General features: G+C 52.8%; 9 protein-coding genes. 1 reads left to right on the forward strand and 8 read right to left on the reverse strand.

What is annotated here, in order from left to right:
• Positions 1–36: 36 nt before the first annotated feature.
• The 3 genes from QZ298_RS04990 to kbl form a co-directional block, all read right to left on the reverse strand.
• Positions 37–960: an ABC transporter ATP-binding protein gene (locus QZ298_RS04990; RefSeq protein ID WP_296006085.1), complete on the reverse strand. Its 924-nt coding sequence runs from the start codon at positions 958–960 to the stop codon at positions 37–39.
• A gap of 784 nt (positions 961–1,744) precedes the next feature.
• Positions 1,745–2,218, reverse strand: coding sequence for an AsnC family transcriptional regulator (locus QZ298_RS04995; protein WP_296006087.1), 474 nt, complete (start codon positions 2,216–2,218; stop codon positions 1,745–1,747).
• Positions 2,219–2,227: 9 nt separating this feature from the next.
• Positions 2,228–3,415 carry a glycine C-acetyltransferase gene (gene kbl / locus QZ298_RS05000; RefSeq protein ID WP_296006090.1) on the reverse strand — a complete coding sequence of 396 codons (1,188 nt, stop codon included), beginning with the start codon at positions 3,413–3,415 and terminating at the stop codon, positions 2,228–2,230.
• A gap of 536 nt (positions 3,416–3,951) precedes the next feature.
• Here kbl and mnmG point away from each other — a divergent pair.
• Positions 3,952–5,832, forward strand: coding sequence for a tRNA uridine-5-carboxymethylaminomethyl(34) synthesis enzyme MnmG (mnmG, locus tag QZ298_RS05005; protein WP_296006093.1), 1,881 nt, complete (start codon positions 3,952–3,954; stop codon positions 5,830–5,832).
• A 667-nt stretch (positions 5,833–6,499) separates the two neighbouring features.
• On the opposite strand, the gene QZ298_RS05010 is transcribed toward mnmG, so the two are convergent.
• From QZ298_RS05010 to QZ298_RS05030, 5 genes are all read right to left on the reverse strand, one after another.
• Positions 6,500–7,513 (reverse strand): branched-chain amino acid aminotransferase, encoded by a 1,014-nt coding sequence (locus QZ298_RS05010; RefSeq protein WP_296006096.1) that lies wholly within the window; start codon positions 7,511–7,513, stop codon positions 6,500–6,502.
• Between the two features lie 48 nt (positions 7,514–7,561).
• Positions 7,562–9,607 (reverse strand): methionine--tRNA ligase, encoded by a 2,046-nt coding sequence (metG, locus tag QZ298_RS05015; RefSeq protein WP_296006099.1) that lies wholly within the window; start codon positions 9,605–9,607, stop codon positions 7,562–7,564.
• 825 nt (positions 9,608–10,432) lie between these two features.
• A complete protein-coding gene (locus QZ298_RS05020; protein ID WP_296006102.1) occupies positions 10,433–12,547 on the reverse strand; it encodes a S46 family peptidase in 2,115 nt (704 codons plus the stop codon).
• 8 nt (positions 12,548–12,555) lie between these two features.
• Entirely contained in the window at positions 12,556–13,497 is a 942-nt protein-coding gene (gene nadA, locus QZ298_RS05025; RefSeq protein ID WP_296006105.1) for a quinolinate synthase NadA, read from the reverse strand.
• 375 nt (positions 13,498–13,872) lie between these two features.
• On the reverse strand, positions 13,873–14,925 hold the full coding sequence (locus QZ298_RS05030) for an Mrp/NBP35 family ATP-binding protein (protein ID WP_296006108.1): 1,053 nt from the start codon (positions 14,923–14,925) through the stop codon (positions 13,873–13,875).
• Position 14,926: the final 1 nt, after the last annotated feature.

The following is a 14,926-nucleotide window of genomic DNA, read 5'->3' on the forward strand; positions in this document are numbered from 1 at the left end:
CCAGGCACGGGGGTCTCACAGCCCAAGCGCAGAGCCTCACAATGTGCCGTTGACCGCCCGAATGAAGATGTCGTTCATCGAAGGGATGATTTCGCGGAACGAGCGCAGTTCGACAGCCTCGTTGACAGCGGCGATGACGCGTCGCACTTCGCTCCCGTCGGCGACCTGCAAACGAAGCGTACGATAGGCCGATTCCTCGGCATCGGCATCGAGAATACGGCATTGCAGCCCTTCGACCGCATGCCTCAAGCTCTGTTCTTCGCCTCGGTAGGCTATTTCGAAGATGTTCGAGCCGTGGCGCCGGCGGATGTCGTCCACACGCCCCGAAAGGATGTTGTGCGACTTGTCGATCAACGTAATGTGGTCGCATATCTCCTCCACCGACGACATGTTGTGCGTCGAGAAGATTACCGTCGCGCCTTTGTCGCGCAGAGCCAGAATCTCCTCTTTCAGCAGATTGGCGTTGATGGGGTCGAATCCCGAGAAAGGTTCGTCGAAAATCAACAATTCGGGTTGATGCAGCACCGTGACGATAAACTGCACCTTCTGGGCCATGCCCTTGGAGAGTTCCTCCACTTTCTTGTCCCACCAACCCTCGATGCCGAACTTCTCGAACCATGCTTTCAACCGGACAAGAGCCTCGCGCCGTGAAAGCCCCTTGAGCCGTGCGAAGAAGAGCGCCTGTTCGCCGACCTTCATCTTCTTGTACAACCCCCGCTCCTCGGGCAGATAACCGATGCGCTGCACATCTTCAGGCCGGATTTCGCGGCCGCCGAAAAACACCCGGCCGCTGTCGGGCGCCGTGATGCGGTTGATGATGCGGATCAAGGTCGTCTTGCCGGCTCCGTTCGGCCCGAGCAATCCGTAGACCGACCCGCGGGGCACGGCCAACGACACGTCGTCCAACGCCTTATGCCCTGCATACTGCTTGGTAACGTGCTCTACTGCAAGTAAATCCATCGCTCTATGATTGTTTTTCTGAAAAAAAATCGACTTAACGTTCATCCCGACGATTCGGAAACCATAATAAAACCGAACACTCGGAAAAACAAGTCCTTTTCTTTCGATTCTTCGGGACAAATATAAAAACAAATTTCGAATATCAAAAAACTTTTATCGAAATTCGATAAATAGAGTTCTCGCAGCCAAGTCTCGATAAACCGGATAACGCAGAACAGCATGAAGTCAACCCAGCAACACCGATACTACGCTTACACTCAATGCCCCGGCGGCGTGCATCCAACCAACCCTTTCTATAACAAACCCCGGACGTATTTCATACACCCGGGGTGGGGGAGAGTCCGAAATATTTCCGCCCCACGAATACACAACTTCTCCAGACGCCGACTCAAGTTTTGCCGGAGCGATTGCCCGCCCGATCGCAAACAGACGAAAGGGACGGATGGGAATGCCAACCCGAGGTACTCGGACGAAACCATCCACGCGGAAATCCGGGCAGAAATATCCAGCGAAGGCGTCGAAAGGTTCGGAAACTTCGGATAGCCTCGGGGGATTCGGAAGCCTCGGACAATCTCGAACGACTTCGAAGAGTTCGAACGGCTCAAAGACCTCGGACGAGTTCGAACAACTTCGAACAACTTCGAACAACTTCGAAGAGTTCGAACGGCTCAAAGACCTCGGACGAGTTCGGACGGTTCGGACGGTTCGGACGGTTCGGACGGTTCGGACGAGTTCGAACAACTTCTGATAGGTCGTCCAATTTAGTTCGGGTTCGTCCGGGTTTTTACTCTTCGATAAAATCGACGTTTACCTGGCGCTGGAACGATTCCGCAAGCGAAATGGTCGTCTCGGTCGTCGCGATGCCGGGAATGCGCAGAATACCCTCGAAAAGCGTCTGCATCAAGTGTTCGTTGTCCACGCAGTAGAGCTTCACAAGAATGTTGCCCTGGCCCGTGACAAAATGGCACTCGACGATCTCCAGGATATCCTTCAGACACTCGACCGTCGGATTGAGCAGCTGCGGGTCTTTCAGTGTGATGCTGATGTAGGCGCAGACATCGAAGCCCATCATCTTGGGATCGACGATCAGCCGGCTGCCCAGAATCACGCCCTGGTCGTCCAATTTGCGGATGCGCTGGTGGATGGCCGCGCCCGAAATTCCGCATTCGCGTGCGATCTCCAAAAAGGGCATGCGGGCATTCTTGATCAGATATTTCAGAATCTTGCGATCGATCGCATCCAACGAAACTTTAGGCATGATGCTCTGTTATTTGATGATGTTCAATTCCTTACCGACTTTGACGAATGCCGCGATGCACCGGTCGAGCTGCTCTGCGGTATGGCCTGCCGACACCTGCACCCGGATGCGGGCCTGGCCCTTGGGTACGACAGGGTAGTAGAAGCCCGTCACGAAAACACCCTCTTCCTGCAGCCGCGCTGCAAAATCCTGCGACAGCTTGGCATCGTAGAGCATCACGGCACAGATGGCCGACTGCGTAGGCTTGATGTCGAATCCCGCGGCGATCATCTTCGTACGGAAGTACTCTACGTTGGCCGCCAGACGGTCGTGCAATTCGTTGCTCTCGGCCAGCATGCGGAACATTTCGATGCCGGCGCCGACCACGGCAGGAGGCAGCGAGTTCGAGAACAGATACGGACGCGACCGCTGACGCAGCATATCGATGATCTCCTTGCGGCCCGTCGTGAAACCGCCCACGGCACCGCCGAAAGCCTTGCCGAGCGTGCCGGTAATGATGTCCACCTGGCCGCGCAAGTTGTAAAGTTCCGTGATTCCGCGGCCCGTCTTGCCCAGGACGCCGGCCGAATGGCATTCGTCCACCATTACCAAAGCATCGTATTTATCTGCCAACTCGCAGATTCGGTCCAGCGGCGCCGCATTGCCGTCCATCGAGAAAACGCCGTCGGTGCAGATGATGCGGAAACGTTGCGCCTGAGCCTTCTTCAGACACTCCTCCAGTTCAGCCATGTCAGCGTTCGCATAACGATAGCGCACGGCCTTGCACAGACGCACGCCGTCGATGATCGACGCATGGTTGAGTGCATCCGAAATGATGGCGTCCTCCTCGCCGAAGAGGGGTTCGAAAACGCCGCCGTTGGCATCGAAACAAGCTGCATAAAGAATCGTATCCTCCGTTCCGAAATAATCCGACACGGCCTTCTCCAGCTCCTTGTGGATGTCCTGGCAGCCGCAGATGAAACGTACCGACGACATGCCGTAACCCCGGGCGTCCATCGCCTTTTTCGCCGCTTCGATCAGCCGCGCATTGTCTGAAAGGCCCAGATAGTTGTTGGCACAGAAGTTCAGCACCTTGCGGCCGGCCACTTCGATTTCGGCCCGCTGGGGCGACTCGATCACTCGTTCGTTCTTGTACAATCCGGCGGCTTTGATTTCTGCCAGTTCGTGCTGCAAATGCTCCTTGATCTTTCCGTACATAGCTCTATTTTTTGTTTGTCATCGTTCCTGCATCGAACATCTTTCTTGGCTCGAACCCTTTGCTTTCGGCGGCACGCTCATTTTTCCAGCGGCATGCCCATTTTTTCCGGCAGCGTACCCATTCTCCAGGCCGGCAGACGGCGCACCGAGAAACCGTCGCATGCAGTCGGGCAAAACGAACTCGGCACACCTCTTGCCGCACATAGTCGGGCAAACCCGCCCTGCACGCGGTCTCTTGCACTCGTACGGGAAATTCCGCACCTGCGCCCGGCGAATGCTGCGCAAAAGACTTGCTTAACGAACAAAGATACTATTATTTTTCCGAAAACGCATTCCGGGACTCGCTTTTTTCATGCCACTGAACGAATCGTCGGTTGCGGCATCTAAAATCCACAGGAGAGCCGGCCGCCGATCAAGAATAATTCATTACCTTTGCCCGAAATCCGGCACGAAACGGATGCAAACGGATCGCATCCGACAGAGGAATGCGACATTGCCGTATAATAAGTTTCCGATCGAATTTCCTTTCAATCGTTATGCTTCAATACGATATCATAGTCATCGGCGGCGGTCATGCCGGATGCGAGGCGGCCTGCGCTGCGGCCCGCCTCGGCTCGCGGACGCTGCTGCTTACGATGGACATGACGAAAATGGCCGCCATGTCCTGTAACCCAGCCATAGGAGGTGTTGCCAAAGGACAGATAGTCAGAGAAATCGACGCACTCGGAGGCCAGACCGGACGCATCGCCGACCTCACGGCCGTGCAGTTCCGCATGCTCAACCGCTCGAAAGGCGCCGCCATGTGGAGTCCCCGGGCGCAATGCGACAAAACACGGTTTTCCGAAGAGTGGCGCCATACGCTCGAAAACACGTGGAACCTCTACATCTGGCAGGATACCGCTACCGAACTGCTGTTCGACACCTCCGGCCCGCAGGCGCGCATCCGAGGCGTGCGCACCCGTATGGGGGTCGAATTCGCATGCCGGGCCGTCGTGCTGACCGCCGGGACGTTCCTCGACGGAATGATGCACTGCGGGGCTTCGCAGGCCGAAGGGGGTAGGGCAGGAGATGCCGCGTCACACGGCATCACACAGAGTCTCAAAGAATTAGGCTTCGAAATCGGGCGCATGAAGACCGGCACTCCGGCCCGACTGGACGCCCGTACGATCGACTTCGAGGCACTGGAGGTGCAGGAGGGCGACGAACATCCGGCCAAATTTTCCTTTTCGTCCGACACGCATCCCGTTGAGAACCAGCTTCCTTGTTTCATGGTCTACACCTCGCCCGAGGTGCATGCCATTCTGCGCAGCGGATTCAACCGTTCGCCGCTTTTCAACGGCACGATCCAGGGCATCGGGCCGCGCTACTGCCCCAGCATCGAGGACAAGCTCCGCACCTTTGCCGACAAGGAACAACATCAACTTTTCCTCGAACCCGAAGGTCGCAGCACCAACGAATATTACCTCAACGGCTTCTCGTCGTCGCTGCCCTGGGAAATCCAGCTGGAGGCGCTGCACAAAATCCGCGGTCTGGAAAACGCCCACATCTTCCGCCCCGGCTATGCTATTGAATATGATTACTTTCCGCCGACGCAGCTGCATCATTCGCTCGAAACGAAGCTGGTGTGCGGCCTCTACTTTGCCGGTCAAGTAAACGGCACGACCGGCTATGAGGAAGCCGCAGCCCAAGGTCTGATGGCCGGCATCAATGCGCATCGGGCACTGCAAGGGCTGGAGCCGATCGTACTGCAACGCGACGAAGCCTACATCGGCGTACTGATCGACGACCTGGTAACCAAAGGCGTCGACGAACCCTACCGCATGTTTACCTCGCGCGCAGAGTACCGCATCTTGCTGCGCCAAGACAACGCCGACTTGCGACTCACGCCAATCGGTCATAAAATAGGCCTGGTAACGCGCAAAAACCACGACGATTTCCTGCAAAAAAAATCGTTCGTAGAATCGCTTGTTTCATTCGCCCGCGAACAGAGCATCAAAGCAAGCGAAATCAACGACTATTTAAAATCGGTCGGTTCGGAGCCTTTGACTCAAGGACGGAAGCTCAACGACATCTTGATGCGCAACAATGTGACGATCGAATCGCTGCGCAAGGTTCTGCCGAATCTCGAAGCATTCCTGACGACGCAAAAGATTTCTTCCGACGCGATCGAAGAAGCTGAAATACAGATAAAGTACCGGGGATACATTGAACGCGAAAAATTCATCGCGAATAAATTGCATCGTTTGGAAAACATCGCCATCCCCAATGACTTCGACTATTCGCAATTGCAGGCCCTGACCATCGAAGCCCGTCAGAAACTGGGACGCATCCATCCTGCAACCATCGGCCAGGCATCGCGCATTCCGGGCGTCTCGCCTGCAGACATAAACGTATTGCTGGTAAAATTCGGAAGATAATAAAACACATAGGGCAATCCCAAACAACACTGCGCACATTTTCTGTGCACGACATCATTTTACACACCAACAAAAAAAGCAGCCCGTTCCACGTAGAACAAAGAAGCGCAAAACAAAGCCCCCGCCTTTTATCGACAGCCTTGTTTACTTATACAAAATTCGATCACAAAACCACCACACAATCCGCCCCATAAAGACCCGTCTATACATCCCCACAACAGCTTCATTACATACAGCACAAGCAGCTCGCCGGCAACAAAAAAAGCTCCGTCTCATCGAACATAAGACTCTTGTTTCGGTTTTACACAAGACACAGTTCACTCTTTTTTTTACAAAGTCGGCCTAAATCCAGACATCGCAAACCCCACAAACCCCAGTCGATCAACACCAACACAAGACGCCACACCTTGTTAAACACAAAAATTCGTTCCACGTGGAACAGCAGTTAGACTCCACGCACAAATTCAACACCCTACTATAAAAAATAAGAGAGACGGCTTAAAAGCCGTCTCTCTTACTAACCCTCCTCTTGTCAGCAAAAACACACCCGTTGTCTAAATCTCGCCATCTATCCAATCTTTAAAACTCGGGCACACTCTTCATCTGCAAAAACCCACAAGTTCCCAAGACGCATCGCCAAACAAAAGAGGGGAGTATAAAACAATTCCTACATTACAATCGTACACCAGCCGTATTTATCTTCGGCCCGGCCATACTGAATATCTTGCAGACGAGTATAAAGTTCAAGCGACACCTTTCCCACCTCGTCGCCATATTCATAAACATCGTTCGTCTGCAAATCGAAAATCTTACCGATAGGGGAGATCACAGCCGCTGTTCCGCACCCGCCGCACTCCTCGAACGTCGGAAGTTCTTCGACCGGAATGCGCCGATCTTCCACTTCCAACCCCATGTCGCAGGCCAATTGACGCAAACTTTTGTTAGTAATCGACGGCAGCACAGAAGGCGATTTCGGTGTAATATATTTTCCATCCTTGATTCCGAAGAAATTGCAGGCACCGCATTCTTCGATATATTTATGCTCCGCTGCATCTAAATAGATCACATTCGAATAGCCCATCTTGTGCGCTCGTTCACCGGAAAGCAGGCTCGCAGCATAGTTTCCGCCCACCTTCACATCGCCCGTTCCACGTGGAGCAGCGCGATCTTGATCGCGGTCGATCACGACCGGCATCGGCTTGATCCCGGTTTTGAAATATGCCCCGACAGGAGAACAATACACGATCAACAGCGCATCGTCCGAGGGTTTCACACCCAATCCGACTGAAGTGCCGAACATGACCGGGCGAAGATAAAGCGACGCTCCAGTACCATAAGGCGGAACGAAACGTTCATTGCGTTTTACCACTTCGACGCAGGCTTTCACGATCATGTCCACCGTCGGAACCGGCAGACACAATCGCTCGGCCGATGATTGCAACCGTTTGGCATTCTCCTCGACCCGGAAAAGCCGCACCTTGCCATCGACTCCCCGAAAGGCTTTCAGCCCTTCGAACAGTTCAATTCCATAATGCAGACAATAGGACGACATGTGTATCTTGATATATTCGTCGTCCGTCACTTCCATCTCGCCCCATTTGCCATCGGCAAAAGAGTAGCGAACATTGAAATCGGTCTTGCAATAGCCGAATCCCAAAGCATTCCAATCGATGTTTGCCATAATACTTACCTGTTTCTTGATTTTTCAGTCACCGAATAATTTGTATTTTTATCCGACAATCGCTCCGTTGACCGTCTTTTCATCCGGCCCCAGCAGGCGCAGTTTTCCGTCGGCATCTTCCGCCATCAGAATCATGCCCCTCGAAAGAGTACCTTTCAATTCGCGTGGTTGCAGATTTACCAGCACCAGCACCTGACGGCCGATCAACTCCTCGGGAGAGAAATGCTCGGCTATGCCCGAGACGATCTCGCGTTGGTCGATGCCCGTATCTACCGTCAATTTGAGCAGTTTTTTGGTTTTGGCCACCTTCTCCGCCGTCAAAATCGTCGACACACGGATATCCATCTTCTGAAAGTCATCGAAAGGTATTTCTTCCTTTTGATCCTCAACTTTTTGCGACGCCTCGGCCGCTTGATTGGCCTTTTTCGTCGCTTCCAGTTTGTCCAGTTGACGCTGGATCGCATCGTCTTCGATTTTCTCGAAAAGCAGTTCCGGTTCGCCGATCCGATGATCAACCGCCATCAGATCGACCGAGCCGAGCGAATCCCAGGCAAACTTCTCTACTGCGAGCATCTTCAGTATCTTCGTCGCTGAAAACGGCATGAAAGGTTCGATGGCGATCGCCAAGTTGGCCGTGATTTGCAAAGCTACGTTCAGAATGGTTTTTACCCGTTCCGGATCGGTTTTTATCACTTTCCAGGGTTCCGTGTCGGCCAGATATTTGTTGCCGATGCGGGCGATGTTCATGGCATCTTTCAGCGCTTCGCGGAAATGATAATGTTCGATATTGCTTTCGAGCGAACCCTTTACAGTCGCCATTTCAGCGATCGTTTCGCGATCATAGTCGTTCAATTCGCCGCACGCCGGAACAAGACCGTCGTAATATTTCTTGGTCAGTACCAGGGCACGGTTCACGAAGTTGCCCAGCACGGCCACCAGTTCGTTGTTGTTGCGAGCTTGGAAATCTTTCCACGTGAAGTCGTTGTCTTTGGTCTCGGGAGCATTGGCGCAAAGCACATAGCGCAATACATCTTCCTTGCCCGGGAATTCGTCCAAATATTCGTGCAGCCACACCGCCCAGTTGCGCGAAGTCGAAATCTTGTCGCCCTCAAGATTGAGAAACTCGTTGGACGGCACGTTTTCGGGCAAAATATACCCTCCATGTGCCTTGAGCATCGACGGGAAGACGATGCAGTGGAATACGATGTTGTCCTTGCCGATGAAATGCACCATCTTCGTGTCATCGGACTTCCAATACTTTTCCCAGTCGGGCGTAAAATCCTTTGTAGCAGATATATAGCCAATAGGAGCATCGAACCAGACATACAACACCTTGCCTTCGGCGCCCTCGACCGGAACCGGAATGCCCCAATCCAGATCGCGGCTCACGGCACGGGGCTGCAAACCGCCGTCCAACCAACTCTTGCATTGACCGTAGACATTGGATTTCCATTCCTTATGACCTTCCAGAATCCAGTTTCGTAGAAACGTTTCATATTGATCCAAAGGAAGATACCAGTGTTTCGTCTCGCGTTTCACAGGTACCGACCCAGACACAGCGCTGTGCGGGTCGATCAGTTCCTCGGGAGAGAGTGTGGAGCCGCACTTCTCGCACTGGTCGCCGTAGGCGCGGTCATTGCCGCACTTGGGGCAGGTGCCGACAATATAGCGATCGGCAAGGAAAGTCTTGGCCTCTTCGTCATAGTACTGCATCGAGGTCTTCTCGACAAACTTACCCTCATCATAGAGCTTGCGGAAGAAGTCCGAAGCCGTCGCGGCATGCGTCGGCGACGAGGTACGCGAATAAATATCGAACGACATGCCCAGCCGTTCGAACGAATCCTTAATGATGTTATGATAACGATCGACGATTTCCTGCGGCGTAACGCCCTCCTTGCGGGCCTTGATCGTGATCGGCACGCCATGTTCGTCCGATCCGCAGACCGAAACCACATCGCAGCCTCTCAACCGCAGATAACGCGTATAAATATCCGAAGGAATGTAAACTCCAGCCAGATGACCTATGTGTACGGGACCGTTGGCATAGGGAAGCGCCGAAGTCACCAAATAACGTTTGAATTGTTTAGACGCCATGTTCCAAAATATTGCTTTGCAGTCTCAAAAGTAGTGATTTTAATTAACAAAAAGAGGCATTCCGATCAATAAATTACAGCCCGTCCGCACAATTCGTCCGGAGCTTTCGATTTCCGAACCTTAAAGAAAGCCGATCCCATATCAAAAATAGCCGTTCAAGAAAAATAAAAACAGCTCTCTGCGCAGATGCTTGGACGCAGCGCACGGAGAGACCCGCAGCCCGATTACCGTTGTTCAGCGGGTTCACGTTGCCCGAATTGAAGTTCAGGAAACCTGCGTTGATATTACCTGCGGCGTAGGACGAAGACGACCAGTAGTAGCCGTTCGTGCTGACATTCGTCAAGGCTCCCGACGCGTCGTGGCGGTAGCCCGCGGCAGGTAAAAGAAGCAATCGCTGGAATGAATGGTCCGAAGGAATTTTTGAGGTAACTTCGGAACAGACTGGGATGGACAACTGGCAACACCGCAAAACAAGAAGCAAAAGTTTTTGCACGGAATCTTTGCATTAAGGTTTCAGCGTTGAATTATTTGCGCATGAAACGTTCTTGCACCGAATCGTCGATACCCGAAACCGGCGGTACCAACCTTTTGCATTTATCCTTTTTGCGCCTTATATTACCAGTGGATTGCTGAATCTACGTACCACACTGGCCGGAACCTTAATCCCGGCCACTCCGGGTTAAAAGAGAGCTGTTATTAAAAAACTTTTTTTCAGATCATTACGAACAACGACCAAAAATTACCCTTGCCGAAAATATTCCGGCAAGGGTAAAATCGAGTTTTCCGAACGACCGTACCATATCTTTCAGATCGTTTCCGTCGCGATCACTTGATCTGCAATTCATCGAGCAACCAGCCCGCACCCGCGAACTTGTCAACAATGAAAAGTACATAGCGCACATCCACGGCTATCGTGCGCTGCAACTCGGGTTCGAACGCCACATCGCCCGACATGGCCTCCCAGTTGCCGTCGAACGCCAGGCCGATCAATTCGCCGCGGGCATTCAGCACCGGCGAACCCGAATTGCCTCCCGTGATGTCGCAGTCGGCAAGGAAAGCAACAGGCAGCTCGCCATTCTTGTCGGCATAACGTCCGAAATCCCGGAGACGATAAAGCTCCTTGAGTTTTTCCGGTACCGTAAATTCAGCCGGATTCTTCGGGTCTTCTTTCTCCATCACACCCTTGAGGGTCGTATAGTGATTGTAGCGGATACCGTCCGCCGGATCATAGGGCAGCACACGGCCATAGGTCAGGCGAAGCGTAAAGTTGGCATCCGCAGCCCACGCCTTGTCGGGTTGCTGAATCATCAGACCGGCAACATACTTGCGGCGCCCCTCGGCGAGTTTTTTCTCCGCACCCTTGCACTCCGCAGCCAGCTTCTCATAAAGTTCGAGCACCGATTTGCCCAATGCCACAGCAGGATCGGCAGCCACTTTTTCAGACGAAAAATCATCGATCAACGCCATCAGACTCTCCTCCGAAGCAAAGATCGAATGATCGTAAACATAATCCGCATAGGCATCCGTATCGCCGCCGAATTCCTTGTCCACGATCTCCGTGTAGAACGACGGCAAGGTCTTCATGTTTTCACGGGCGATCCGCAACATGCGCTTGGCTACCTTACGGTCGGTCGGAGCATTGTAATCCCCATACCAGTCGGACATTACTTTCTTGGTTTTTTCGGGATTTTTGATCTCCGACGAACGCGCGAAAGTCATTGCCGGCGCCAACAGTTCGATGCCGCGCAAAAAAGCCTCGGAAAGATACTGAAGCACAGCAGCGGGTTCCTCCATCGCCTTGCAGGCCTCGCAGATCTTGGGCAGTGCATCGACATATCCCTCTTCGGGCAGCGAATTCCCCTCGGCCCAACGCTGAAAAGACTCCTCCTGCGCTTGCTTACGAGCTTTCACATTGAGTTTCTCGATGCCGCGCGACATGCCGATCGAATTCTTCCAATAATTCGACGATTGGGCATATTTCGACGCATATTGGATACGCACCTTGTCGCTGGCCAGCATGTCGTCCCACAGAATCGCCTGGCGCTCGCCGCGAATGAAAATCCGCTGCGGATTCGACACCCGCAACATGTTGTCGATTTCATAGGACGTGGCATAACGCTGCGTCGATCCCGGAAAACCCATAATCATGGCGAAATCGTTTTCCTCGACACCGCCAAGCGATACTTTCAAGAATTTTTCAGCCTTGTAAGGCTTATTTTCGGGCGAATAATCTGCCGGCTTATTGTCCGGCCCGGCGTAGACTCGAAAGATCGAGAAATCGCCCGTATGACGCGGCCACATCCAGTTGTCGGTATCGCCGCCGAACTTGCCGATCGACTGGGGCGGCGCACCGACCAGGCGCACATCGGTAAAACGTTCGATCACGAAAGCAAAATACTGGTTGCCCTCGAAGAAAGGCTTGACATCGATCTCCATACCGGGATATTCCCCCTGCAATTTTTCGGTCAGTGCTTTGATGTTCTCCCCCGTGATCTCCCGATACTCCTGCTGTCCGGCCACAGAGGGTACATTGCCAACGATTTCAGGCGTTACGTCCATGATCTTGCGGATAAAACGCACGCTCAGCCCCGGTGCCGGAAGTTCTTCAGCTTGCGACATGGCCCAGAAACCGTTTTTCAGATAGTCATGTTCGACCGACGAAAGAGCCTGGATCGCACCGAAACCGCAATGATGATTGGTAAACAGCAGTCCTTCGGGCGATACGATCTCACCTGTACAACCGCCGCCGAAGATAACAATGGCATCCTTGAGCGACGACTTGTTGACGCTGTAAATATCTTCGGCCGACAACTTGCAACCGCGCATTTTCATGTTCCGGATGTTCATTTTCTGCAAGTAGGGCAACATCCACATGCCCTCATCGGCCGCAGCCGAAAACGAGACCGACACGGCAGCGATCAACAACAAAAATTTCTTCATGGTTCCTATCATTTTATATTTATCATGTTCAAAATCGAACGTTCTGCCTGTTTACGGATTTTTTCGTCGATCACTATTTCCGGCGCTCCGTTCTCCAGACACGCAATAATATTTTCCAACGTTACCATCTTCATGTAACGACAATTGTTGCAGCCGCAACTCTCATCGTCGGGCGGCGCAGGGATAAACCGTTTTTCAGGATAGCGCCGCTGCATTTCAGCCAGGATGCCGGCTTCCGTCACCACAATGAATTCTTCAGCATCGCTCATTCCGCAATATTCAAGAATCGCCGCCGTAGAACCTACAAAATCAGCCGTCTCGACAATATATGCCCGGCATTCGGGATGGGCGACTACCGCCGCCCCAGGATGCTGTTTTTTGAGCGCCAACAATTTTTCAAGCGAAAATTCTTCATGTACATGGCAGGCACCGTCCCACAACACCATATTTTCACGGCCGGTCAGTTTGCGGACATAAGCCCCCAGATTGCGGTCGGGAGCGAAAATCAATGGTTGATCCTCCGGAATGGAACGTACGACCTGCAAGGCATTGGATGACGTGCAGCAGATATCCGTAAGCGCCTTGACTTCGACCGTCGTATTGACATAAGAAACGACTTTATGCCCCGGATACTTCGCCTTGAAGGCAGCGAACGCTTCCGCCCCGCACGATTCGGCCAGCGAGCAGCCCGCTTCCGGGCAAGGTATCAACACCTTCTTGTCTGGACATAGCACCTTGGCCGTTTCCGCCATGAAATGCACCCCTGCGAAAAGGATGACGTCGGCCTCGACCGAGCGGGCCTGGATCGATAAGGCCAGCGAATCGCCCAGAAAATCGGCCACAGCCTGCACCGCGGGGGTCGTATAGTAATGTGCCAGGATCACGGCATTCTTGTCGCGTTTGAGCGTTTCGATGCGTCGGATCAGCGAATCGGAGTTATCGACTTTCATTTTTATTATTTATTTCTTTTTTAAATTTAAATATAAAGAAAAAAGAAAATAAAGGGTGTTCACAATGTTCATAAATAATTTTCGAACTGATAAGTGAACAGTTCAACAACGAAAATATTCATTATATTATTTTATATACGAGTGAATATCAATAATTTGTTTGTTTTTTCCACAATTGTGCAAATTATATTTCAACATATTGACATTCTTGATTTTTTAACGGGACATCGATTTTCCGGGGGCATAATCTGACCGTAAAAAATAATAACTATTTTTGGAATCGGCGGAATTCTGTATATATGATTGCAGATCGGGAAAACTCAAAAATTCCATGATGAAGTTATTCGAATTTACCGACGCTTTTCAACGGGGTTTTCAACGTTTTTTCATCACGTTTTCAACGATGCGTTCTGCAATTTCACGGTAGTGTTGTTCTACCCGCGGGTCGATGGCTGTGGCCGGGCGCCCCTCCTCCGCGCCTTCCATAATCGATTGGACGATGGGGATTTCGCCCAATAGGCCGATTCCGTTTTCTTCGGCGAATCGGCGTGCTCCGCCTTTGCCGAAGAGGTAGTAGCGGTTTTCGGGCAGTTCTTCGGGGGTAAACCAGGCCATGTTCTCGATGATGCCTGCTATGGGGATGTTCACGTTCGGGTTGCGGAACATCTCCGCGCCGCGCACCACGTCGGCTACGGCCACTTGTTGGGGTGTCGAGACGATCGCCGCCGAGTCGATTTTCAGTTCGCCGATGATCGACAGATGGATGTCTCCCGTACCCGGCGGCAGGTCGAGCAGCAGGAAGTCCAGCGGCCCCCATTTCGTCTGGTGGATCATCTGCTTGAGGGCATTCACGGCCATTGCGCCGCGCCACAGCAGGGCATCGGTCGGTTTGATGAAGAAGCCGATCGACATCAGACGGATGTCCATCGATTCGGCCGGAACGATCAGATCGGTGCCGTCTTCCTGTACCGCATCGGGAACGTATCCCTCCACGCCGAACATCTTGGGTTGCGACGGGCCGTAGATGTCGGCGTCCAGAATGCCCACGCGGAAGCCCATGTTGCGCAGGGCGATCGCCAGATTGGCCGTCACGGTCGACTTGCCCACGCCGCCCTTGCCCGAAGCGATTGCGACAATATGGGCGATGGAGCCGGTCGTGGTTTTTTCCTTGGGTTCGGGACGCGGGGCTTGACCGCCTTCTTTCACGACCACCAGGATTTCCGATTGCGGAAAATGTTCCTTGAGCAGCGCTTCCACTTGGTTTTTGATCTTGACCGCAAACGGGTCGCGGGCCTTTGCAAAGCGCAGTACCACGGTTTTTTTCTCGTTCGTGGCGGCGAGGTGTTCGATCATTCCGCTCGTCACGATATCCGTGCCGGTTTCCGGATGGACGACCGTGCCGAGCAGCTGTTTGATTTGGGTTTCCATA

Origin of the sequence: uncultured Alistipes sp. (assembly GCF_910580175.1) — a bacterium.
Classification (GTDB): domain Bacteria; phylum Bacteroidota; class Bacteroidia; order Bacteroidales; family Rikenellaceae; genus Alistipes.